This is a genomic window from Synechococcus sp. UW106, assembly GCF_900474015.1.
Classification (GTDB): Bacteria; Cyanobacteriota; Cyanobacteriia; order PCC-6307; family Cyanobiaceae; genus Parasynechococcus.
On the sequence record NZ_UCNV01000008.1, the window covers coordinates 279535 to 302637 of the forward strand.

Consider the following 23103-nt stretch of genomic DNA (forward strand, 5'->3'; position numbering starts at 1 on the left):
TCTACCTGTCTTTATTGCTCCATGGCACCCATCTAATTGCAGTGCATTCGAATTAACTAGAGATTGCATGTTGACGATTACTCTCTGGGTTTGTATTGTTGTCTCAGTAAGTTCCCCGCGCGACGATTAGCGAAGCAAAAACTGCAACCCTACCCCCTCTAATTTGTCAAGATGAGATAAATAGCAGCAATACGTTATCAGTTTCAGATAGTTATTCTTTAAGACAGTATCAGTCATCATGATTGCGATTTTGCATCAGATAGTCTGTGTGTCTACCGGGTGCGAAGTAGGTAACTAGTCCTCTACGTTTAGGAAGAGGACAAGCCAGTCTCTGACTTGCCTCTGAACCTCGGTAACTAAATAGATCTATGAAGAAAGATCGCTTCGGTCGAGCACGTGTTCTCTCGACTGCTGAGCTTGATCTGCTTCTGGAGGCTTTACCTGAGAACCATCGCGTCTTAGCCACGTTGCTTCGACGCACTGCTGCTCGGGTGTCAGAAGGTTTGCAGCTCAAGTGGAGGTATGTCGCTGATGGCTATGTGCTGTTGACCGCTCCAACAACAAAAGGTGGAAAGAAGACAAGAACCGTTCCAATCCATCCACAACTTGCAGCCGAGTTAGCAGCTTGGAAGCAAGTGGTGAATCCAGAGAACGATCCAGATCAATGGGTCTTCCCTGGTCGTAACCCTGGTGAACATCTGACAAGACGTGGTTTCGATCACGCCTTACGGAAAGCAGCCAATGAACTTGGCTTCGGTGGAATTTCGACGCACTCATTCAGAAGGAGTTTTCTGACTGCTTCGAGTGCAAATGGAGTTCCATTAAGGGCGCTCCAAGCAATCTCAGGTCATTCCGATCTGGGTGTTTTGAGTAGGTACCTCGAAGTCAGCGATCAGGCGAAGAACGATGCCGTTATGGCTGGTGCATGAATGGGGCCGTTACCTAACTACATGAATAGGTGTAGTTGGGTAACGCTTTCACGCGTTCATTTGAATCGGATTTTTAGCTTCCGATCAACTAGCCGTTTATCCATGTCGAATGTATCCGCCAGTACTCAAAAGCGATTAAGTGCTCATCTGCAACATTTAGCGATCGAAGCTGAACTCGCAACCAATAAACGGAGGCGTGCGATTGCTGAAAAACGTTTCAGAGATGCAAACCGACCTTTAAGACCTATCAGCGAAGTTTTTGCTTCCCGAGAGCCTTAAACCTGTTCTTCGTTCCAATCCAATGGCGGTTCAATCGTCACCACTAAGTCGCCATCCCTTGCATCAGCGGGGTATGGCTCGTCGTGGTTTCGAGTGAATACACGCATGTGAATGGCCTCTTGCCTTCGCTTGAGGTCTTTCAGACGCCTATTAAGGGCCGCCAACTCACTTTCCAAGCTCATGGTTTTTTCTCCTGAAAAACCGGGGCCGTCAGAACGTCGAAAAACCGGGTAGCCAATGGTCTGCACTTAGTGGCTTTGGTGACACCACTGTCACCAAGGGCGCGGGTGTAGATCCATTGCGCTGCATGTGGTTTGAGCGTTTTACGTCCCAAAAGGGCGCGAGCTGCTCTCACCGTTTTTCCCGTCCGCGCACGGGAACTGTCATCACGTTCCAAAGGGCAAACCCTGGGGGGTTCTTTTTCAAGAGACGCTCCAGAGCAAACCACCTCTCGTAAGGGTGTGGATTTTTGTCCTTTATTAGCTTCTAATCCCTGAGTGCTGTTCTGCTGGAACGGATCTCGAGAAGTCCTAAACCCCCATGATTTAAGGACACTGTCCATTTGACGTTGTCCTTTATTCAGAGTGGTTTGGGACATCTCTTGATCTGTTGCGCTGGAACGTGTCTCAGACATCAGAGGTGCTTTTTGGAACGGTTCAAACACCCCACTCACCTAACGAAGGCGTACTCAAATTTGGGGCGACCTGGTTTGCCGTCATTAACTCGACGACGTGCCACCCCAGTAACAGCAGCTTCTGCGTAAAGCTCAGTCAACTCACGCCTTACGGCTCTGGCTGAGTAGCTGAGGCTGAACTTGTTTGCTTCCTTCAACTCAACCCCAAGTCGTTCAACCGTGAACCACTGGTGGGGGGAGTGCCGAAGGATGCTCAGCAGCTTTGCTTTAACGGTCTTTCGAGTTTCAAGTTCATGCAGGCTTCCACCAGTGAGGTCGAAACGCAGTGACTCATCACTGCCGGTGAGTTGAAAATCGAAGTTCCGTTCCACCAGCATCGATCTGTCTTTCAGATACCGAAGCTGGAAGCTGTGCTCATCGTCAGCAGTACGCCACAGCGCCCAAATGTCACTGGCACCGTTGACGATGTAAGACGAGCCAAACAGATCAGGGAGAGTGATTGGTCTGGGATTTCCACTGTTGTCCCTGCTTGCACCCTTCTTGAGGTGGTGCGTCACCAAGATGGCCGTTCCAGTACGGGCAGCCATTTGGTTGAGGGTATAGATGTACAGACCAATCTCAGAGTCATTCATTGACTCACCTCCACCGCTGAACAACGTTCCAAAGCTGTCCATTAGGACTGCAACGGAGTTGTGCTTCTGGATCGTCTGCTCAAGCTCTAAGAGCTTTGAAGGGTCCCAGGCCCACTGGGTGTAGACGTTGTCTTTATTGGGTGAGTAGTCCATCCGAGACCATTTCTCGGCTGAATTACGCCAGCTTTCATCTGCCTCAATGACCACGACGTGGCCTTTGATCGTTGGAAGCTGCCCAAACAGAGGCGAGCCATTGGAGATTGCTTCTGAGATGGCCCAGAGGAGTGCTGTCTTTCCACAACCGCCTTCAGCGGCAATGATTGACACCGCTCCAGCCATCAAGAAACGATCAACCACTGCTCGTTCTTCAGAAGCTGCTGCTGCTCGTTTGACGGCATCAACGCTGTCGAGCTGAACGTTTTCGTCGCTCTGCTCAACCAGCAGGGTGTGCATCAAAGACTTGTACTCCTTGTCAGCGATGCCCAGATCCTTTCTGAGCTTCTGGTGGGCTAAACGGCGTTGCGTAGGGCTAGCCATCAACTTGATGGAATCCCACGCCATAGAGAGCTTCTTGAGGTTGCTCTGGCTCTCATGCTCAAGCTCATCCTGCGCTGCAAATGCTGGATCTAGCCGCCCTTTCGCTTGTCTGTAGTGGATAAGCGTTTGAACTGGCGTGAGGTGGTAGCGCTTGATCTTTGGAGCGTTGAAACGGTTCTCGTATTTGGTGGCGTCTTCATACGAGACACCATCGACTTCGAGCCTGATGACAGTTGGGAATTTTCCCCGCCGCAAGATGAGCCGAGCCTTGAACTCCTCGATGTCTTCAATGACTTGAGGGTCTGAGTGCTGGAACTTCTCGCGACCATTCTCAATACAGCGTTCGTTGTACTGAGAGTTGTCGTTGTCGTAGTGGGCTTGAAGTGCAATCCAAAGGTCTAGACACTCCCAGTCCCGTTGCTTCCATTCACTCGAATCTTGGTCAATGAGCCACCAGTCTTGGGTCAGAGCTTGAGCTTCGTACCAAGCCTCACCCGCAGGTTCATCTGTAGGTGGCACAAACTCTTCAGCCATCATGTCGGCCAAAGAGAATCCACCTGCGTGAACTGGTGGCTTAAACGCGTCGATGTCTCCCCAATGGTCAAGCAAGAGCATTTCAGCTCTGAGCACCCATCGGGAAATGTCGATTTTTGGAGGACGTACCTCGTAAACAGATGTCATGATGTGTCTGGATCAGATGGAGGCCCCTTTCCCTTCAGGGGCCTTTTTCATGTCAGAAACCGTCTGGGTCGTAGCCAATCTCTTGGCACGCCTCATGCAGAATTCGACGAATCAGCTGAGCAGGATCTCTACCTTCAGTAAGAGCAACCGTTCGAATAAAAACGGCAAGCCGTTTCTGCACTCGAAAGGTGATCTGATCTGCAAGTGGGGCTCCTAATTTCTCCCGCTGGTAGTAATCCAATTCGGAATGTCTACTCATCGTTCACAACGTATGAGAAACCATTCGTGTGCACTACATCGCCTTGCAAATCCTGTTCGGCTTTGTGCAGCCTTGTGCAATTAAGGAGCTGAAGACGTAGCGGAGGGTCAATCGCCCACGCCCGAAACAGCTCAAGACACGCATCCACGTCGTACAAGAACCCTGCATTACGCCAGGGACCTTGCCGACACCAATGCGTTCCAGCCTTCAACAGACCCTCACGTCTGTATCGGTGGAGCGTGTTGCGGTGCAGGTGTAATTCCTTGGCTGCTTGTGATGTCGGAAGCAATCTCATTGGAGTTGCTCCCGGTAATAGCTGATCCAGCCATTGAGGATGTGACGCCGCTTTCGAGCGATACGCCTTACTTCCTCACTCAGCTCCATGTCGTTGATTTCGCCTTGAACTTCTTCGAGGCGATACAACGCATGATCCAGAGCCTGAGGCATCCGGTACTTCAGCTCGGGGTAATACTCGAACTGAGTTGGACTAATGAGGTCCGTTCCAGAAAAACCGATTCGATAGTCGCGGTAGGTCATACCAACCCCCTGACATCAGCAATGGCGTCTTGGCGGTGGTATTCCCAGTCAGTCCTTTGCCCTCGTTTGATGGCACGGGTGCTGCTGGAACGAAACCGTCCATCATTTCGATAGGCGGTAATCGTTTGGCTGCTGACACCAAGTAGACGTGCCAGCTCACGTGGAGGAATCCATGGACTGACCGACTCTGGTGATTTCTCAATCAGCAGATTGATGTCGTGACGCATCTGCCGCACTTCGGCAGTAAGCGCCGCGATAAGCGACTCGGGGTTCATTCATTTGGAAGCAGGAGAAAGCTCCAGAGCGCCAAACAGCCACGGACTGCTCTCGATTTCTGACGCATCTACCGGGCCACGGACCCTGCCTCACTCACAGTCACGGACTGTTCAAACGTGATCCAGACGGCACTACCGCTGGAGATCGTGCTGCGAAGACGACCTGCAAAAAACATATCTGGTGTTCACCTATTCGCCAAGGGGTTGACCCCGGTGCTACTTTTTCAGCACTGGACGAAATCCCGCTTCGGCGTGGGTCTGGTTTCCGCTTCGGCGATGAAGAACTAAGCAAACCAGTCACTCCCAATCTGGAGTTGTTCCCACATGTCTGCACAACCGAAGAACGTTCCAGGTGCCGGTACATCCGAGTGTCAGGACGATTGGACCATCGAATCGCTTGTCCGAGAATTTGCTAGTGAGGGAGGCCTATCTCGACGCAAAATTGCTTGGCTTGATCAGCAAGTCGTTCGGCTTTGCGATCATGAGAAAGGCATCCTTTGGGACTACGAATGGGTAATGAAAACCGAAGAAGAAGTTGTCACCGGCTTGGGTCTCCAAAAAGTAGTCGAATCAATCCCTAAGGAAGTCTTTGATGATCTCGAATTTTTAACAGGCCTTGCGCCTGAATTTGATCATCTTTCCCTTGTTACTTGGCTAGAGGCTGCTGCTGAGATTGTTGATTCGATCAGAGGTGATAGGGGGTGGGAGTACCGACATGGCAGGCGCTCGGTCATGTGGATGGCCTTGGATGAGCATGGTGTCTTTTGACCTCATCTCCGCAGCAGCTTGGCTTGTTCCTCCATATCCCTCTTCTCAATCGCGCCCGCGTAAGTGGAGGTATGGAGAGCTAAGGCATGACCTGCTGCTCTTGCAGCTAGTCCATCACTGAACTTCGGATCAAAGATCGAGCGGATGCACCAGCTATGTCGAACATTCTTGTTTGAGAGCTTGGTGCTTCCGTTCCATCGCTTCTGGAGCCATTTGTTGAACATGTCGGTTTGGCTCTTGGCAGCGTCGCTGTCGTAGTCCTCGCCATCAGCAATCTCAAACGGTTTCTGCACGTTCAACAGATCCAGCCGCTCCACCAAATCAAACGGCAGTGCGATTGCCGTTCTTGGTTTGGGGTCAAACCCTTTCTGCTTCAACGTCAGCACTGATGCCGTTCCACCATCACCAGTTGGAACCAGCGAATACACCTCGCTGACCCGGCATCCGTAAACGACCAAAGCAGCGAAGCACCAACCGAAACGCCCGTCATGCCGATGCTTCTCAGCGAAGGCGAACAGCTCTTCATCAGTTGGGAGCTTTGGAACCTTGGCAACGTATTTAGTGTGGACCTTCTCCAGCTTCTTGATGCCTGGCAGGTCAGCGAATTTCGCTAACGCCTTGGCTTTCTGGCAGAACTCATGCCGTGGCTTGCTTCCTGGAGCGGTGGTCTTCGCCACTTCCACCAGGAGATCAACTGTCAGAAGGTCTTTCTGGTTTGGAATCCGGTTGAACTGAACTTCGTAGGCGTACCAAGAGCGCTTGGCCTGGGACTTCTGAGCTGTTGTGTCGAGCGTCTTGTCATCCCACCAATCGACCTTGAAGCGTTGGACCCATGCCTCAACGGTCTGGCTTTCGGTCTGAACCTCTGCTCTCGATTGCTCGGAGGGTGCTGACTTAAGCCAGTTGCTCCAGTCAAATGATTCGAGCTTCTTCTCGGTCGCAAGTTTGTGAGCAAGATTGACTGATCTTTTCAGACCTGACTTAGTTGCTAACTCACCCGTAGGTACACGTTGTTGAGTTGCACCTTTGCCATCAACCTTCGATGGCAGGACTGATCTCAAGAACAGTCGGTTTCTCATCTGTTGGATCGACACGCCAACCCTGCCACGCTTCAACTCAGCGTTTGCGTCTTGCAGCAGGTCAGTGATGTCCTCCAACGAGGCGTTGCCTAAAACGTTGCCTAGAAGCTACCGGGTGAAGACCCCATGGCAACTGGTAGACGAGCTAGATCTAGGTTCTAACGACCCAGAGAAAACGCCCAGATCCGTTCCAGCGCAATAAAAAAGCCCCGCGCTCACGGGGCTCAAATCTTTTGGTCAAATTCTTGGAGCTTTAGCCGTCAGTGGTTTTCAAGACCAGAGCCATAAACCACTCGACCACCTCTCCAGAGGGTGTCAGGTGCCTCGAAAGACACCTAACAACTCTATCGGGACGTGATGAGGTGTCAGCTCTCAGGCTTGGCCAGGGGAAGAAGACATTTGTCGGAGTCACAGCCTGCGGGGCCGGCTTCGGTTAGCTCACCCTGGTCGTAACGCTGTAGCGCCTCGAAGAAATCACTGCTGACGCGACGCTTCACTACAGCGGATTGCAGCTCCTCATATGTAGCCAAATCTATTGGCTCAAAAGGCAAGCGGGGGAAGGTGGCATTGGCATCGAATCGGGCCAGGAGTGCCGCAGAGATGTAACCCTCTCCATTCTCCATCGCCTGGTGCAGAGCGTCGGCCAAGGGTTCAATTTCGTGCTCCCTGAATTCGATCGTGGCTGAGGTGTTGTGAGCGGTGTAATGCCGCTGCACCTGCATGTAGAAATCGAATTGAGCCATGGCACTAAAGCCATTAATGTCCACGACATCAGCTCCAGGCAGATTCGCCCAGCTCACCTCGGTGGGGATCTCCACCAACCATTCGGTGCAGCGGGGATCAAAGGGATCGTTCAGCAGACGACCATCCTCGTCCTTGTCGGACTGTGACGGCACAACGGTGTAGCCGTAGTCCATGCAAGCCATGGCCACAGGATCGTTCTTACGGAAGGTGATCCGACGGATGAAGCGCTGAGCTTTGGGGGGATGCCAGCCAGGGGCTGCTCCGGTGAGCAGGCTCTTCGTGCCTGCAGGCTGAACGGTGGTGCAACGGTTGGGTCGCCGTAGGCCCTGGCGGTCGCAATAGTCCCACACCGTTTGATTAACGATCTCTTTCCAGCGGCTCAGGTATGCGGCTTCCTGCTCCTTGAAGCGAAGGCCTTCCTCGGTCTCAGGGCGTCCGGCTTCCCACCAGCGCAGCCATTCAGATCCGAAGGCATGCACAAAAAAGTCGAACAGACCCGTGAAGCTGACACCCACGATCGGGTCCCACTCACGGCTCTGGCGATAACGCTCAACTTCGAAACGATGGTTGAGCAGACAGGCCACCGACAGAGCTCCAGCGCGGAAGGCGTCGGCCTGCCCTTCCTCATCGGTGGGGTCGATCTGGTTGAGATGCACCTCGGCGAGGTTGCAGTGGAAGTCAGCACCGAGGATTTCGCCACAGGGGTTCAGCCCATAACGGCTGAGGCGGTGCTCCAGCTCCTGGGTTCCGATGGGGCCATGGTTGTCGGTCAGCCAACGACCGGCCTCTTCGCGACCTTGGTCGCAGTAAATCTCGATGAACTCACTACGCAGTTCAGCGGTGCTGAGCAGATCGGCATTGGAACGTGCAATGGCTTCGGGGGCGAACTGGATGGCGCCTTCCCCCGATTGGAACTGCTTGGTCACCGCCGCGTGCACCACCTCTTTTGTGGGTCGGGTGTGATAAACACGGGTGTGATTGGCCATTCGGAGCGCATCACGCTCGGGATCGATCCGCCAGTTGCCGTCCTCGTCTTGCTGCCAGAGGTTGTCCTTGGAGGAAGCAGCGGCCAAGTCATCGGCAGCGAACTGACGCATGCCAGCACTGCGACGAATGTTGCCGGCAACGATCGTGACAGCGGCTTCGTCGATGAGTAGACAGCACTCCACAGAAGTCAGGCGGCGTCCCTTGGCCTTATTGAGCAGTCGGGCCACACGACCGTAGAGATCCTTCAACTTCACAGGATTAGCCATGCCGCCGAAACCTTTCAGGGTTTCCCCGACGGGGCGCACATCGCTGAGATCAACAACGATCTGAATCGGATCGCCGTTGAAGCGTTCATCGCTGCTGAGCTCCAGCATCAGCTGATAGCTGTCCACCCAGCCGCGGCGAGTGTCGCCCACCTTGATGGTCACCTTGTTGCCATCAATGCTGTGGGTGCAGGCGTCCTGACGCTCGGCTGCTGGTGTAATGCCGATGTCGCTGACGCTGAGGACTTCAAGGGTGTTGCGCACCGCAGGAAGCCGATCGATCAGGCGCGGCTCAATGATGGCGCCCGTACCGCAGCCCATCATCGCCAGATCCATCATCAGACTGAATGCTTTCCAGTCGATGAGGTTGGTGGAGGTGCAGTTGTATGAGCCGGAGAAGTTCTCGGGCTGTTCGATCCACCGGGTTCCACCGATCCACAGCCAACGGCCTGAGGGGAGGGCTTTCTTCTCGGCTTGCATGCGTGCCAAGAGGGCAACTTCCTCGGCATTGAGGTTGCCCAGCTCACGGAGACCTTCCAGGTTTCTGCTGCCAACCTGACTCCAGCTCTCACGGCCGCCAGGGGTTTTCCGACTGTAGGTGCGGTAGAAGACCGGGTTGGCAGCTGGTGCCGTTGCGGGGAAGTCGCCGAACCCGGCGACAGCTCCCGCAGAGGTCTCCACACGGTTTGGGGTGAGAGTCACGTGCGGTGCTGGGTCAAAGGACAAGTAGCGAAACCCTAACGCCACCAATGGTGGTGGCAAGGAGTCTTCACCACCATCAACAGTGTCCCGTTCAAACTGACCTCTGAGTCGGCAGCAAATGATGCAGCGGTGTCTAGAGCCTGAGTTGATGAACGGTGATGCGCAGGTTCAGGCCTATGCCGCCGCTGACTTCAGTTCAGGCGATAGCGCCACTGTTGAGGGGGTCCAGCAGCTCATCGATCGCACATCACCTTTGCCGCCTGAGCCGCTGGTGGTTGATCTGGGTTGCGGACCGGGCAACATCACGCTTCGGCTTGCCGAACTCTTTCCCCATGCACGAATCATTGGCATTGATGGTGCAGAAGCCATGCTGGTCTTGGCCCGCCAACGAGCGCAGCGGCAAAGCCTGGAAATTTCGTTCCTTTGTCTGACCCTCCAGGAGGTTCTGCAAGGAACTCTTCTGGGGAAGGCTGATTTGGTTGTCAGCAACAGCCTGTTGCATCACTTGCATCAACCCGACCTTCTTTGGAAGGTCACCCGAGGTTTGGCTGCTCCTGGTTGCCGAGTTTTTCATCGAGATCTACGGCGGCCGGCGTCGTCTGCTGAGGTCCAGCAACTGTTGTTGAAGCACCTTCCGTCTGCTCCACAGGTGTTGCAGCAAGACTTCGCCGCCTCTCTGGCAGCGGCCTTCGAACCTCAGGAGGTCACCGCGGAGCTCCGCACGGTGGGTCTCGACCAGTTGGCGGTGGCCGCGGAGGACGACCGTTATCTGGTGGTGTCAGGCTTAGTGGACTCCTGAAATCCGATGAGCGGCAGTCAAGTGACCACCGACGGCGATCTGACCGAAGTTCTGGCCTCGGCGGTGGATCGCCGTCGCAACTTTGCAATCATTTCCCACCCTGACGCGGGAAAAACGACACTCACCGAGAAATTGCTTCTATACGGCGGTGCCATTCAGCAGGCCGGTGCCGTGAAAGCGCGGGGTGAACAGCGCAAGGTGACCTCCGACTGGATGGAACTGGAGAAACAACGCGGGATCTCCATCACCTCAACGGTGCTTCAGTTCGATTACGACGCCACCACCATCAATCTCCTGGATACCCCAGGTCACCAAGATTTTTCTGAAGACACTTATCGCACCCTGGCTGCGGCAGATAATGCCGTGATGCTTGAGGACGCTGCTAAAGGTCTCGAGCCTCAGACCCGGAAGTTGTTCGAGGTCTGCCGCATGCGTCAGATCCCGATTTTCACCTTCATCAACAAGATGGACCGACCGGGTCGGGAACCGCTCACCCTGCTCGATGAGATTGAGTCGGAGTTAGGTCTGACACCCTGGGCCGTGAACTGGCCTATCGGCAGTGGGGAGCAATTTCGCGGTGTGATCGACCGTCGCAGCCGTGAAGTTGTTCTTTTCACTCGCGCTGAGCGAGGTAAGCAGGCCAGCGAGCAACGCCTTTCTTTGGAGGATCCAGAACTGCGGGAGTTGGTGGAAGCCGAGCTCCTTGACCTGGCCATTGAAGAGATGGAATTGCTGGATGCGGCTGGAGCCGAGCTTGATATCGAGATGGTGCATGCCGGTGAGCTCACTCCGGTGTTCTTTGGCTCAGCCATGACCAACTTTGGGGTTCGCCCTTTCCTCGATGCCTTTCTCGAGATGGCGCAACGACCCATCGCCCGATCCAGCAGCGATGGCCTGGTGGATCCGCTGCGGGAGGGTTTCAGCGGCTTCGTGTTCAAGCTCCAGGCCAATATGGACCCCAGGCATCGCGACCGTGTGGCCTTCGTCCGGGTCTGCAGTGGTCGTTTCGAAAAGGACATGACGGTGAAGCATGCCCGCACGGGCAAGGCCATTCGTCTCTCCCGACCCCAAAAGCTCTTTGGTCAAGACCGAGCCGTTGTCGAGGATGCCTATCCGGGAGACGTGATCGGTCTCAACAATCCGGGCATGTTTTCCATTGGAGACACACTTTATGTGGGGTCAAAAGTCGAATATGAGGGCATTCCCTGTTTCAGTCCGGAGATTTTTAGCTGGCTGCGGAACCCCAACCCTTCGGCATTCAAAAATTTCCGTAAAGGGGTGAACGAGCTTCGGGAAGAGGGGGCCGTGCAGATCCTCTACGACACGGATGAGAGCAAGCGGGATCCGATTTTGGCCGCTGTCGGACAACTTCAACTCGAGGTTGTTCAGCATCGGCTCGAAAATGAATACGGTGTGGAAACTCGGCTGGAGCCAATGGGTTTCCAGGTCGCGCGTTGGATCAACGGCGGATGGACCGAACTCGACAAGGTGGGCCGGATTTTCAATTGCAAAGCCGTCCGCGATGCCTGGAATCGTCCTGTTTTGCTGTTCAAGAACGAGTGGAATCTCAACCAACTCAAGGAGGATCATCCCGACCTTGAACTCAGCAGTGTTGCTCCGGTGGTGAGTGGAGTTGAGCCGATTAATCTTTGAAGCTTGCGTCGTTGTCCGCAGTGGGTCGCTTCACCCACACCTGCGCGTCCCGCTCGCCAGAATTGTGCCGCGACGACAACTCTCGTGAGTACGTTCTGGCTACTGAAGAACAACGCTGACGGTGGCACGGAATACGTGTGTTTTCGTGGCGATGACGAATCCGTGGAAATGCTCGAGGGGTACCACCTGCCTCCACAAATGCCGTTGATCAAGCGTCGTTCCTGGTTGAACCGCGTGGATGCCCTCAGCTGCCGCAGCCGGCTAGAGCTAAGCGAAGGTTTTCGTCACGGTGCGCCCCTGTTCTGAACGGTCCCCGATACGCTCACTTGAAGAACCGGATCGACGCGATGGCAGCCCTTGGTGAATCTGGTCCCGACGCAAGCTCGGATGATCCTTTCGCCCGTCTCGGCTTGAGTCGTGATGCTGGTTTCGAGCAGGTTCAAGCAGCCAAGGTCCGATGTCTGGCCGAAGTCTCAGGAGATGATCAGGCCAGGGCAAAAATCGAAGCGGCCTACGACGCTGTCTTGATGGCCCGTCTCCGTGACCGTCAGCAGGGTCAAGTCAGTGCAGCAGCAGCAACTGCATCAGAGCGGGAGTCGTCCGCAGGATCGCTGCCTTCGCTGCCTGCCCAGGTTCCGATGACCAATGTCTTTGCGAACCTCCGCAACAGGTTGCCGGATCCCTCTCAATCTCTCTCTGGCCTCAAGCCGGACTGGGCCCTGGTTGAGGGGCAGGGGCGTTCAGTGCGAATCATCGCCGGGATCATCGCCGTTGTTCTTCTGGTGATCTCTGCCGCCAGCATTCAGCTTGTCCTTGCTCTGGCCACGATCGGTGTGTTTCTCAGTCAGATCCGCCGTGGTCGTCGCCCACTGGCATCCCTGGGATGGACATTGCTCGTGTTGAGCATTGGTTTGGCTGCAGGCTCATTGCTGAATCTGGCGTTGTCTCCCACCGCTCTCGAACAGCTGGCGCTTAGTCCTCTTCAGATCCAAGCACTGCCGGCTGGACTCTTGCTGTGGGCTGCTGCTCTTTTTCTGGCTTAAGCCTCAGGCGGCTTCCGGCAACGCATCAATCAACTCCTGCAGTTCCGCAGCACTGACGTCATAGCGGTTGCTGCAGAAATGGCAGGTCAGCTCGGCGCCTCCATCCTTGTAACGCATATCAGAGAGCTCCTGCCTGCCCAGCAGCAGTAGAGCAGCCTTGCTGCGTTCACGGCTGCAGGGACAGAAGAAACGAAGTTCCTGACTTGCTTCGGTGTCGTCGAGGGGCTTGGGATCAAGGTCGGGAAAAACATCCCGAAGAAGGTCCTCAAGCAGGTCGCCACTTTCGGCAAGCCGCTGACTGAACCCTGAAATTTCGCGGCAACGCTGTTCAATCAGCTCAACCAAGGCTGGCTCTTCTGCAGCTTTGGGAAGGATCTGAACCAGGAGCCCACCACTGGCATGGATGCCTTGGCTGTTGATCTGTTCTCCCACAAACACGGCCGAAGGGGTCTGTTCGGAGTGCAGCAGATAGGAGGCAACATCCTCGCCAATGCCACCACTGACCAGCTCAACCGTGCTGTTGAAGGGTTCACCCTTCCCGTCGTCACGCATGACATGGAGGTAGCCGGTGCCAGCAGCCTCCTTGAAGTTGAAGCTGAAATGGCCTGTCTTGTCCTTGATGGGATCGAGTTCAAGAGCAGGCTCTCCGACGTAGCCGCGAACAGTTCCATTGCGACCGGCATCCACCATCAAGCCTTTGATCGGTCCGTCTGAGCCAAAACGAAGATTCACCCGTGCGTGGCGAACCTTCATCGAACTGGCCAGCATCAGGCCAGCCGTCATGGCCCGTCCGAGCATCACGCTGGTCAGGAACGACAGCCCATGGCGCTCCCTTGCCTCCCGCAGGATGTTTGTGGTTGAGACCGCGACCAACCGGATACCGCCTTCAGCGGCTGTTGCGCGTACCAGCCGGTCGGCCATGTCCTCTCGGAAGCTCAGGGCAATGTAGTCATCGGTTCGAGCCGACCGCCCTGCAACCGCAGTCGCTGGCAGTCCCAGTCCTGGAAGAGTTCAGGTTCGTGGGTAACCACGATCAGCACTTGGTCACGGGCCAGGCTGGCGAGTAAATCGAGCACGTCGCGACGGACCGACCAATCCAAGCCTGCGGTGGGTTCGTCCAGCAGCAGCACTTCAGCGCCTCGGAGCATTTGAACGGCAAGGGCGAGCCGCCGTTGTTGACCCCCGCTCAGTCGTTCCGGCGCCGTCGTGGTTCCGATTTGGCTGAGTCCGACGCGTGCCAGCACGTTGTTTTCCTGCTCATGGCCGAGTCGGCGATGCCCCAGACGCAGTTCCTGAGCGACGCTCAGACCGAGGAAATGGCGTTCCGGAAACTGGAAGACGATGCCGCAAAGCCAGCGAAGCTGCCGGCGTTTCATGGAACTGCCATTCCAGTGGATGCTGCCGGATGTTGGCGACGCCAGTCCGCTGATGATCTCCAACAGCGAGGTCTTTCCAGAACCACTAGCTCCAGCGATCAGAAGCGGTCGTCCCTTTTGCGTCTGAAAACTGACACCGTCCAGGATGCGAGCACCAGCCGTCGCGGGTGCATAGGTGATGCCTGAGAGCTCGAGCATTTGATCAGCTTGAACGATGATGTAGCTGTCGCGATGGCCCCATGGACATTCGTTTTCGTGAAGTCGATCCCTTCAATTGCTGGTTGTGGATTCGATTCTCGGAACCACCCAGTCAAGGGGAGCGGAATTATGTCGACGGTGTGTTCGATAGTTGGTATGTCATCGGACGTCTCGGTGGCTTCAATGCCGAGAACCTTCAGGTCCATGACGCAGGGGCAGATCTGAGTTGGATGACCTATGACGATGCTGCTGCTGAGTCGGCGATGCCGGCCCTGATGCACAACATGGGGCAGCTGGAGTACCAGCAGGAATGGGGACGTTGCTGGGTGGATCTCGGGACCTCGGATGGTGTCGCGATTGACGTGCTGATCAATGCGCTACGCCAGTTGGATTCCGACGTGGTGCAGCTCGAGGAGCTTGTCGTTGGCGGGATCAACGAAAATTGGCCCGTGGAAGAGCATCCCGACAGCGTTTTCCCCGCTGGTGGCTGAACGCCGCAGGCTGCTCCTGACGCCTGATCGCCTAGCGGATGCTGGATCGGTCCTGCTCAACACCGAGGAGCAGCACTACCTCCGCAGAGTGTTGCGTTTGCGCCGTGGCGACCGGGTGGATGTCATCGATGGTTGCGGTCGCCTCACGGTCGCAACCCTGGTGGAACCGCAGTTGCTGGCGCTCGATACGGCACCGCAACAGATCGAGCCCCTGGTGCAACCGCAGCTGGGCCTGGCCGTGGCCTTGATGCGGCGGGGGATGGATGAGGTGATCCGAATGGCCTGTGAGCTCGGCATTGATCGGATTCAGCCCCTTCGGTGCGAGCGTTGTGTTCCCCAGGCCGAACATCGACCGGAGCGCTGGGCCACGATCATTCGTGAAGCGGTGGAGCAGTGCGAGCGGTTATGGATGCCGCAGCTGCTTGCTGTGGAGGAGTTATCCCAATGGATGGGTGATGACCAAGGCCAGCTTCTGGTGGGTGTGACCCGTGAGATAGAACCTCTGGCGTTGAATCAATGGTTGAACCAAAAGAGCGACCCCCTTCAACTCACGTGGTTGGTGATCGGTCCCGAAGGGGGATGGGCTTCATCGGAGCAGAGCCTCTTTGCCGAAGCAGGGGTTCAGCCGGTGCACATGGGATCAACCATCCTGCGCAGTTCCACCGCAGCGGTGGCCGGCGCGGTGGAACTGGTGCGGTGGCGCGATTGCCTGATCAGCTCTTGAACAGATCCTTGGTAATTCCTCGGAAGGATTTCAGAGCGGCTCCGGGACGACGGCTGCGCTGGCGTAATCCGCCACCTGGGGCGAGGTTTCTGGGAGCGAAGGTTGTGTAAGTAACGGCAGGACGTGATGCGTCCGCTGCGGCGAGTTCCGCTGCGATGGCTTCCGCAGTGGTCATCCCAGATGAGGACTGCGGACGGTCTTCACCCTTGGGTTCAGCAACAGCCTTGGCAACAGGAGAAGCCTTGGGAGCAGGGGCGGCCTTGGGAGCAGCCGCAGGAGCAGGAGCAGTGCCTGTGGGCTTGGGAGCCTCCAGTGTGGTGGTGGCTACCGAGGGCTCAGCTGTTGCTTGCTTCTCCTGGGAAGCCTCTTTCTGAGGCACCTCAAGAGTGGCCGGAGCGGCGGCGTCATCCAGGGTGAGGAAAAAGCCCTTGTTTCTGTTGAACACCATCCGGTCGACCAGAGAACGAACGAAACCGATTCTCCCTCTGCAAAGCCCGAAGGCAGGAGATGCTTAGGGCACTGCAACACGGTGTGATGTCTGGACTCTGGATTCAGGCCCTGGCGGTGAACACGGTCTTGATTGCTTTGGCGCAGCGAACACCCTTGCTCACCCGTAGTGGCTGGGTTCACGCGGCAGCGCTAGGCACGATCCTTTGGGGTTGTCTTGGTTGGTCGGGCTGGCTTGCCGTTGTGGCCTATCTCAGCCTGGGAACTCTGGTCACCAAGATCGGTTTTCAGAACAAGCAGAGCCGCGGCCTCGCCGAAGCCCGCGGTGGTCAGCGGGGCCCAGAAAATGTCTGGGGTTCGGCAGCGGTTGGAGCGTTGCTGGCGTTGCTCATCGGTGCCGGTGTCGAGCCCCGCGCGCTGCTGATGGTTGGTTTTGCCGCAAGTTTCGCCGCCAAGCTCGCCGATACCTTTGGCAGCGAGATCGGCAAACGCTTCGGTCGCACAACGGTTTTGATCAGTAACCTGCGCCCGGTTCCGCCGGGAACGGAGGGGGCCATCAGCCTCGAGGGAACGCTGGCGAGTGCCGTCGGCAGCATTGTGATGACCCTCGTGATGCTGGCGCTTCAGTTGCTTCAATCTTGGCCCTTGGCTGGGCTGGTGATGGTGGTTGGTCTGCTGGCCACCCTTGCCGAAAGCCTGCTTGGCGCCCTGGTGCAGGATCGCGTGGCCTGGTTGAGCAATGAGCTGGTCAATGCTCTCCAGACCCTGCTGGCCGCTCTCCTGGCGATGCTGCTGATGGCGCTTTGATCAGCTGGTCTTGATCTGCATCAGACCATCTCGTCGCGCCCATTCCCGCAGGAGAGCCAGTCCCTCTTTGAGCTCCTGACGCAAGGTCGAACGGCTGCAATTGAACGCCTGAGCCAGATCCTTGATGCTCTGGCCATCGATCAGGTGAGCCTGCAAAACCTTGCCTGGCATGCCGTCCACTTGGTGCAGAACGCTTTTCAACCAGCTCAGTTGCTCATCCTCTTCGATGGGGCTCGCTGGTTCGATGGGGCTGAGTGTTAGTTCAACGATGTGGCATGCCCGTTGGCTGTTCACTGCAGCGGCCCAGCGTTCAGGGCTCACAGACAGTTCTGCGGCAAGAGCCTGATCACTGAGGGCAGGTTCCTGTTTCTGTTCGCGATCGCGTTGAATCTTCATTCCTGTTGCATACAGATCCCGTAGTCGCCATGGAATTCGGATTGTTCGAGAACGATCGCGGCGGTAATGAAGGATCTGACCTGTGGCTCGAGAAAGGAGATAGCTGCTGGGTCGGATTCCCCGATCTGGATCAAACAGATCAAGACCTCGAATCAACCCAAACCGCGACTCCTGAATGAGGTCGTCAAATTCTTCAGGCTCGCGTTGCTGTTGGCGACGGGTCGCGCAGTGGGCCAGACCGAGGTGTTCAAGCACCTGTTGATTGCGCCGCGCAATGCAGGGGGGCAACACGCGGCGGGATTCCTGCCGCAGATGACGTTGAGAAATCAAGGGATCAGTGCAACTGATCCAACGGTTCAATGCTTCGCTTTCAACCGGTCGCCCCTTTGGTGCCGCAATTCGGCACTTTCGTGCCGGATCATGGGTGCAAAGGGTTTGGACGAATGGACTGGCAACCAGATGCCCTGGCAGCCCTCAAAAAAGATGTTCCTTTTTTCGTGCGTCCTGCTGTCCGCAAACGCGTTGAGGCGATGGCGAATTCAGAAGGACGCTCTGACATCGATCTGAGCTTCTACCAGTCCGCAAAGCAGGCGATGGCGCCAAGCTGAGTTTCAGGAAGGGTCCAGATCGCATCGTCGAAGCTCTGGCTGGGTGAGCCTGTCAATAATCCTTGCCATATCAACGGCAGTCAGTTCACCGTTGTCGTCCCACTTGAGTGTGGTTTTGCGCTGGGCAGGGTGATTGCCGGAAGCACGTTCTGCAGAGCGGTCAGGTCCCAAGTCTGATCACCAATGTCAGGAGGCTCACACATTAGTCGTTCTCGTGGGGGTCGTTTACATGCTGACAGGTGTTGATGTGTTATGGGGTGAGAGTCCGGCCCATTGGCGTAACGGCGCCCACTGATCCAGGCGCCGGTCCAGCCAGCGGTGTCCTTCGGCGTTGAGATGAATCCCATCGGGTTCCATCCAGGTCAACCAGTCGGGCTCCTCCTGCATCTCCTGATGCACGGGCAGGAAGGGAACATCTGCCTCGCGACATTGTTCCGCCAAGGCTGCTTCTGTCGCTGCGATCTGCCGATTGGTGTACCAGAGGCAGCCGGCAAAAGGCATGACGTGCTCATCCACAGCGGTGAGGCCCAGAACAAAGACCTGAATCTCCCTCCTCATTTCGCCGAGGAGCTGGCCGATGCCGAAGGCATAGGCATCCACATCTAGCTGCGGTCTGCCGTCGATCCGACCAACTCTGGCTGTGTCATTGAGCCCAACACTGAGTAGTAGCCCGCCAGGTGTCTGTCGGCGCAGTTCACCGCGACAGCACCACTCGCTCCGCCAGCGGGACGCGACGCGTTCCAAGCCGTCTCCGCGTACGCCCAGTGGATAGACGACTGGAGCAGCAGGCAGATTCATCCAGCGCATGCGAAGCCGCTGACACCAACCGCCCTCCTCATGGTCCCCCCATCCATGCACCCCACTGTCCCCCAAAACGATCAACTGACGGGGTGCTTCGTTTGAACCGCTCATAACGCCATGGCTCGGCTGTTCCAGCTCCCCTGAAGACGTTCGCCCAGGCTCTCACCCAGCAGCGTGAGCACAGCAGATGTCAGCACGATCCAAAACACCAACCACCAGTGAAAGGAACTGAGGGCTTCCATCAGTTGCCAGCCAAGGCCGGCTCCCCCGACGAGTCCAATGATTGCGGTGTCGCGCAGGATCACATCGATTCGATAGATCGCATAAGTGAGGTATTGGCGGCTGACATCCGCCAGCGGTCCATAGAGCCAGCTAACCCGTGGGGAAGCCCCGCAGGACTTGAGCGTCTGGGCGGAACGCAACCCTGTGTTTCGAATGTCGTCCATCAACACCCGTCCCATCACACCGCTGTGGTGAAGCCCAAGGGCCAGCCCTGCAAGGGCCAGACTCGGTTTGGCCAACATCAGCAACAGCAGTGCTGTGAGCGGGGCCGGGAGTAGTCGAAACGCTCGCCACAGCAAGTCCTGGATCCGGAGGCTGGTCTGACCAGGCCAAGCCAGAAGCAGCAGAGGAGGCAAGCCCGTGGCAAAGCAACCGGCAATCAGAGTGATCCACAACGTTGATGCAATCACCCCTGGCCAAGAGATCTCAAGGGCAGCACTCAGGCCCTGCGACCCATCCATCACGTTGGCGAAGAGCGCAGACCACTGGCCGACAGGCCATGACAGCTGCAGATCCAGGTGTGTGCCCCAGGTGATGGCGATCAAAGGGCTCAGCACTGGAATGATCAGCATCCGCGACCAGGCACGCAGCATTCGAAGGCAACGATCGAGAATCACCATGGCGATGGCCAGCAACCACAGGCCACTCCACATCTCCTGAAACTGGAGCGAGCGCAGGCTGAGGCTGAGGTCCGTACCCAACCCACCGAGGCCGAACACGCCAAGAATCAGTGTTGAGCGAAGCGCGCAGTCCAGGCGGTGGCCAATGTGGTCGCAGAGCGGCTGCACCAATGGAGGAACAAGACCCGTGAAGATGACGGCCCATGGTGCGGCGCCGCTGCCCTTGAGCACAGGAAGGGCAGGGGAGACATGACAGTCCACCTGATCGGCAATCACACGCGCCATCAGCACCGTGTAGGGAATGGCGATAGCGCAGACAGCAACCCAGCCATTCAGCCCGAACACCTGGAGCAACAACAGCCCCCAAATCAGTTCATGAACAGCTCGGAGGGGGGCCAGGCAGCGTCGTAGAAGCACTGCTGGCCAGCTCACACCCGTCACAATCTCCGAAACGGTGATGGAGCAGAGGAGACCGAGTCCCACGCCGAGAACACTGCTGATTCCCCACGACAGCAACGCGATGATCAGGGTGATCTGAAGCCCGTTCAGCAAGCTTCCCAACACAACTGGATCGAGTGACGGATGCACCGCTGCAACAGCGAACTCCTGCAGAAGAGGCAGCCCTCCGCCATGACCGTCCCTTAACAGCGCAGCCACGATGCCAAGCAGACTCAGGCCAGGTAACAGTGGGATCAGCGGCAGAGCCGGTTTCAGGGTGATGCGTACAGCCATTCCATCTGATCACGATGAATCGTCTCCGGGGCCGCATCGATCACTAAGGCACCATGACGAAGCCCCAAAACCCGATCAAATCGATGAATCAGATCGGGGCGATGCAGGCTGATCAGGCTCGCCGGTAAAAGCAGAAGAGTGTTGAGGACATCGTCCGCAAGGGTGGGATCGAGAGCCGAAAGGGGCTCGTCAGCCAAAACCATTTCAGGCAGCTGACGCAGCAAGCGGGCCAGGGCTACCCGTTGGCGCTGACCTCCCGAAAGCTCTCGAACGGGCTGATTTAAGAGTGAGGCATCCAGATTGACCTGGTTCATTAGCTCAAGACAGCAGTCCTGTTCGAGGGGACCCATCAAGTTTCGAAGAGCCCAGAGCAGACCATGGCGTCCGAGGGCGCCACTGTTGATGTTTTGGATGACACTCAGTTCCTCCACCAGGCGTAGGTCCTGCCAGAGCGTGCCGATGCGACGCTGTTGCCGCCGCGACAGGTGTTGATGGGGTTGCCCACACCAGTGCACCGATCCAGCCTCAGGTTCTAAGGCCCCGTTGCAGAGCTTCAACAGAGTGGTTTTGCCGGCGCCACTGGCACCGAGCAAAACAACCCTCTCATCCGCGCGAAGCGTCAGTGTGATCGGTTGGAGCCGTTGACCCAGGCAGGCCTGGGTCAGCTCCAGAAGAGCCGTCAACGGATCTTGCCGAGCTGTCGACCCACAGTTTCGATCATCACGTAGTCGCCGTCCTTAGCAGGGATAAAGCGTTCCGCACCGAACAACTCCAGAATCGCGGCACCATTTTCTGTCTCTGCCGATAGCTCCAACAACGAGAATTGCAGGTTGTCGGTGAAGCCATCGCCAAAGCGAGCATCAAGATCGGGGCGCACAACCCAGTGGTAATCGACGTAGGGCGGTGTCCTCCAGATCACCTTCACCTTGTCTGGGTCAACACGACCGTCCTTCACATTGCTGCGCCAGACCTGCTCATTCAAGGCACCCACCTCATAGGCACCGCTTTGCACCACGGCGATGGTTGCGTCGTGGCTACCGCTAAAGCCGGGACCTCCACCCGCGAGATCGTCAGGTTTTACTCCGTTTTCCCCCATGAAGTACTGGGGCATCAGGCGGCCTGAGGTGGAACTCTCTGAACCGAAAGCCAGTCGGCGTCCTTTCAGCTCAACCAGTTGGTCTGCACTGGTAAAGGGGCGTAAACCACTTGCGCCATTGGCGATGAACACGCTGGTGAATTCGGCATCAATATTCCGTTGTGCCAGCACGCGGGCGCCAGGCGTCTGAAGCCTTGCTTGCACGCCGGTCAGTCCGCCGAACCACACCAGATCAAGGCTGCCGGTGCGAAAGGCGCTGACTGCCGCCGCGTAATTGCTGACCGGTGCATAACGAACGGGAACCTCCAGCTTTTCGCTGAGTTCCTCTGAGAGCGCGCCGTAGAGGCGATTCAGTTTCTCCGGGTTCTGGTCTGGGATGGCTCCGATCTGCAAGACGGCCTGTTTGGCGTCTTTTTCAGGAGCAGCACAGCTGGTCAAACTGGCCGTGATGGCCAGGCCGGTGATTAGGCCGGTGGCGATCACGGCCCGCTGTTCTCGTACAGACATGCAGAGGTCGTAGAGGATCAGAGTGGATCAGATGGCACTGAGCAGTCGCTTCAGACGCTTCAGACCATCGTTGATCGTCTCATCCGACACGGCACACGACAGACGGATGCAACGGTCGTCGCCGAAGGCGAGACCTGGGACGACAGCCAGGCCTTCCTGTTCGAGGGCTTGGCGACAGAACTCCATGGAATCCGGTGCCCCGTCGGGCAGGCGCGGGAAGGCATAAAAGGCACCCTGCGGAGGAGTCAACGTGATGCCATCCAGCGCCAGAAGTCCTTCTGTGAGCAACGTGCGCCGATGGTTGTAACTGATCGCCATCTCTCGAACGCAGTCCCTGGATCCCTCAATCGCAGCCAAGGCACCCCGTTGGGCAAAGCTGCACACATTGCTGGTGCTCTGGCTCTGAAGTGCTGAGGCGGCCTTGATGACGGCTGAATCACCGGCGAGGTATCCCTGGCGCCAGCCCGTCATGGCCCAACCTTTGGCAAAACCATTCACGGTGAAACAACGCTCGCGGATCTCCTCGGCAATCGCAGCAAAGCTGCAGTGCTGTTGGCCGTCAGCCAGGAGATATTCATAGATCTCATCGCTCATCACCATCAGCTGGGGGTGACGGGCCACAAGTTCGGCGAGAGCCTCGAGCTCGGCCCGTGGCATGACCTGACCGCTGGGGTTTCCGGGTGAATTGATCACCAGAAGACGGCTGCGGGTGGTGATTTGCTGCTCCAGCAAGTCGAGATCCAGGTGGAATCCCTCATCAGCTTTCGTGGGGATGATGGTTGTGCTGGCACCAGCCAGGGCAGCCATCTCCGGGTAGCTCAGCCAGTAAGGAGCAGAGAGCAGCACCTCATCGCCGGGATTGAGCAGAACCTGGAACAGGTTGTAGATCGCCTGCTTCCCGCCGTTGGTAATCAGAACCTGCTCAGGTTGGGTTGGAATCTCGTTTTCGACAGTCAGTTTGTGCGCGAGCGCGGCACGTAGATCTGGATCGCCGGATGCAGGGCCGTACCGGGTGAAGCCTGATGCGAGAGCCCGCTGAGCTGCTTCAACGATGAATGGAGGCGTGTTGAAGTCCGGCTCTCCTGCACTAAGGCTGCAGATGTCTTTGCCGCTGTCACGGAGCGCTTTGGCCTTGGCACTGATCTCCAGCGTCAAGGAGGGTTTCAGGGCCACGGCCCGATCGGAAAGTTCTGGCGGGCGTGGCATCAGTAACGCAC

At 56.8% G+C, this 23103-nt stretch carries 25 protein-coding genes; 10 read left to right on the forward strand and 15 right to left on the reverse strand.

Features of this window, described 5'->3' with window-relative positions:
• The first annotated feature begins 368 nt into the window (after window positions 1-368).
• Entirely contained in the window at window positions 369-929 is a 561-nt protein-coding gene (locus DXY30_RS06270) for a site-specific integrase (RefSeq protein ID WP_115093821.1), read from the forward strand.
• A 457-nt stretch (window positions 930-1386) separates the two neighbouring features.
• On the opposite strand, the gene DXY30_RS13585 is transcribed toward DXY30_RS06270, so the two are convergent.
• From DXY30_RS13585 to DXY30_RS06295, 4 genes are all read right to left on the reverse strand, one after another.
• On the reverse strand, window positions 1387-1872 hold the full coding sequence (locus DXY30_RS13585; RefSeq protein ID WP_206749522.1) for a hypothetical protein: 486 nt from the start codon (window positions 1870-1872) through the stop codon (window positions 1387-1389).
• Between the two features lie 5 nt (window positions 1873-1877).
• Window positions 1878-3545 carry an AAA family ATPase gene (locus DXY30_RS06280; RefSeq protein ID WP_170951166.1) on the reverse strand — a complete coding sequence of 556 codons (1668 nt, stop codon included), beginning with the start codon at window positions 3543-3545 and terminating at the stop codon, window positions 1878-1880.
• Between the two features lie 697 nt (window positions 3546-4242).
• Window positions 4243-4488, reverse strand: a complete 246-nt coding sequence (locus tag DXY30_RS06290; RefSeq protein ID WP_115093825.1) for a hypothetical protein — start codon at window positions 4486-4488, stop codon at window positions 4243-4245.
• A complete protein-coding gene (locus DXY30_RS06295) occupies window positions 4485-4763 on the reverse strand; it encodes a hypothetical protein (RefSeq protein ID WP_137006807.1) in 279 nt (92 codons plus the stop codon). The genes DXY30_RS06290 and DXY30_RS06295 overlap by 4 nt, the downstream gene beginning before the upstream one ends.
• A 324-nt stretch (window positions 4764-5087) precedes the next feature.
• On the opposite strand from DXY30_RS06295, the gene DXY30_RS06300 reads away from it, so the two are divergent.
• Window positions 5088-5531 (forward strand): hypothetical protein, encoded by a 444-nt coding sequence (locus tag DXY30_RS06300; RefSeq protein ID WP_115093827.1) that lies wholly within the window; start codon window positions 5088-5090, stop codon window positions 5529-5531.
• Window positions 5532-5533: 2 nt separating this feature from the next.
• Here the strand turns inward: DXY30_RS06300 and DXY30_RS06305 are convergent, their stop codons facing one another.
• Window positions 5534-6688: a hypothetical protein gene (locus DXY30_RS06305; RefSeq protein WP_115093828.1), complete on the reverse strand. Its 1155-nt coding sequence runs from the start codon at window positions 6686-6688 to the stop codon at window positions 5534-5536.
• A gap of 287 nt (window positions 6689-6975) precedes the next feature.
• On the reverse strand, window positions 6976-9306 hold the full coding sequence (nrdJ, locus tag DXY30_RS06310; RefSeq protein ID WP_115093829.1) for a ribonucleoside-triphosphate reductase, adenosylcobalamin-dependent: 2331 nt from the start codon (window positions 9304-9306) through the stop codon (window positions 6976-6978).
• A 118-nt stretch (window positions 9307-9424) separates the two neighbouring features.
• Between nrdJ and DXY30_RS06315 the strand changes: the two genes are divergently transcribed.
• From DXY30_RS06315 to DXY30_RS06330, 4 genes are all read left to right on the forward strand, one after another.
• Window positions 9425-10105 (forward strand): trans-aconitate 2-methyltransferase, encoded by a 681-nt coding sequence (locus DXY30_RS06315; protein WP_115093830.1) that lies wholly within the window; start codon window positions 9425-9427, stop codon window positions 10103-10105.
• Window positions 10106-10111: 6 nt separating this feature from the next.
• The gene (locus tag DXY30_RS06320; RefSeq protein ID WP_115093831.1) at window positions 10112-11758 is read left to right on the forward strand and encodes a peptide chain release factor 3; all 1647 of its coding nucleotides are present in this window, start codon (window positions 10112-10114) and stop codon (window positions 11756-11758) included.
• 84 nt (window positions 11759-11842) lie between these two features.
• Window positions 11843-12064 (forward strand): hypothetical protein, encoded by a 222-nt coding sequence (locus DXY30_RS06325; protein ID WP_115093832.1) that lies wholly within the window; start codon window positions 11843-11845, stop codon window positions 12062-12064.
• A gap of 41 nt (window positions 12065-12105) precedes the next feature.
• Complete coding sequence (locus tag DXY30_RS06330; protein ID WP_115094241.1) at window positions 12106-12801, forward strand: CPP1-like family protein; 696 nt, start codon at window positions 12106-12108, stop codon at window positions 12799-12801.
• Between the two features lie 3 nt (window positions 12802-12804).
• Here DXY30_RS06330 and hslO read toward each other — a convergent pair whose 3' ends face one another.
• Window positions 12805-13722, reverse strand: a complete 918-nt coding sequence (gene hslO / locus DXY30_RS06335; RefSeq protein ID WP_115093833.1) for an Hsp33 family molecular chaperone HslO — start codon at window positions 13720-13722, stop codon at window positions 12805-12807.
• A 14-nt stretch (window positions 13723-13736) separates the two neighbouring features.
• Window positions 13737-14375, reverse strand: a complete 639-nt coding sequence (locus tag DXY30_RS06340) for an ABC transporter ATP-binding protein (protein ID WP_115093834.1) — start codon at window positions 14373-14375, stop codon at window positions 13737-13739.
• Window positions 14376-14416: 41 nt separating this feature from the next.
• Between DXY30_RS06340 and DXY30_RS06345 the strand changes: the two genes are divergently transcribed.
• Together DXY30_RS06345 and DXY30_RS06350 are read left to right on the forward strand one after the other, a co-directional pair.
• Entirely contained in the window at window positions 14417-14866 is a 450-nt protein-coding gene (locus DXY30_RS06345; protein ID WP_115023212.1) for a DUF3531 family protein, read from the forward strand.
• Window positions 14859-15590: a 16S rRNA (uracil(1498)-N(3))-methyltransferase gene (locus DXY30_RS06350; RefSeq protein ID WP_115093835.1), complete on the forward strand. Its 732-nt coding sequence runs from the start codon at window positions 14859-14861 to the stop codon at window positions 15588-15590. The genes DXY30_RS06345 and DXY30_RS06350 overlap by 8 nt, the downstream gene beginning before the upstream one ends.
• Here the strand turns inward: DXY30_RS06350 and DXY30_RS06355 are convergent.
• Entirely contained in the window at window positions 15580-16038 is a 459-nt protein-coding gene (locus tag DXY30_RS06355) for a hypothetical protein (RefSeq protein WP_115093836.1), read from the reverse strand. The genes DXY30_RS06350 and DXY30_RS06355 overlap by 11 nt on opposite strands.
• A gap of 86 nt (window positions 16039-16124) precedes the next feature.
• Here DXY30_RS06355 and DXY30_RS06360 point away from each other — a divergent pair, with 86 nt between their 5' ends.
• On the forward strand, window positions 16125-16844 hold the full coding sequence (locus DXY30_RS06360; RefSeq protein ID WP_115093837.1) for a TIGR00297 family protein: 720 nt from the start codon (window positions 16125-16127) through the stop codon (window positions 16842-16844).
• On the opposite strand, the gene DXY30_RS06365 is transcribed toward DXY30_RS06360, so the two are convergent.
• A complete protein-coding gene (locus DXY30_RS06365; protein WP_170951167.1) occupies window positions 16845-17570 on the reverse strand; it encodes a sigma-70 family RNA polymerase sigma factor in 726 nt (241 codons plus the stop codon). It abuts the gene before it with no gap.
• 59 nt (window positions 17571-17629) lie between these two features.
• On the opposite strand from DXY30_RS06365, the gene DXY30_RS06370 reads away from it, so the two are divergent.
• Window positions 17630-17848: a PCP reductase family protein gene (locus tag DXY30_RS06370; protein WP_371638738.1), complete on the forward strand. Its 219-nt coding sequence runs from the start codon at window positions 17630-17632 to the stop codon at window positions 17846-17848.
• 225 nt (window positions 17849-18073) lie between these two features.
• Here the strand turns inward: DXY30_RS06370 and DXY30_RS06375 are convergent, their stop codons facing one another.
• Genes DXY30_RS06375 through DXY30_RS06395 form a run of 5 tightly spaced genes read right to left on the reverse strand, consistent with a single transcriptional unit; the run spans window position 18074 to window position 23092 of the window.
• Window positions 18074-18760: a GDSL-type esterase/lipase family protein gene (locus tag DXY30_RS06375; RefSeq protein ID WP_115093839.1), complete on the reverse strand. Its 687-nt coding sequence runs from the start codon at window positions 18758-18760 to the stop codon at window positions 18074-18076.
• Window positions 18757-20283, reverse strand: a complete 1527-nt coding sequence (locus tag DXY30_RS06380; protein ID WP_115093840.1) for an ABC transporter permease — start codon at window positions 20281-20283, stop codon at window positions 18757-18759. The genes DXY30_RS06375 and DXY30_RS06380 overlap by 4 nt, the downstream gene beginning before the upstream one ends.
• Window positions 20262-20966 (reverse strand): phosphonate ABC transporter ATP-binding protein, encoded by a 705-nt coding sequence (locus tag DXY30_RS06385; RefSeq protein ID WP_115093841.1) that lies wholly within the window; start codon window positions 20964-20966, stop codon window positions 20262-20264. The genes DXY30_RS06380 and DXY30_RS06385 overlap by 22 nt, the downstream gene beginning before the upstream one ends.
• Window positions 20963-21886, reverse strand: a complete 924-nt coding sequence (locus DXY30_RS06390; RefSeq protein ID WP_115093842.1) for a putative selenate ABC transporter substrate-binding protein — start codon at window positions 21884-21886, stop codon at window positions 20963-20965. Before DXY30_RS06390 ends, DXY30_RS06385 begins: the two co-directional genes overlap by 4 nt.
• 27 nt (window positions 21887-21913) lie before the next feature.
• Window positions 21914-23092: a pyridoxal phosphate-dependent aminotransferase gene (locus DXY30_RS06395; protein ID WP_115093843.1), complete on the reverse strand. Its 1179-nt coding sequence runs from the start codon at window positions 23090-23092 to the stop codon at window positions 21914-21916.
• Window positions 23093-23103 lie beyond the last annotated feature (11 nt).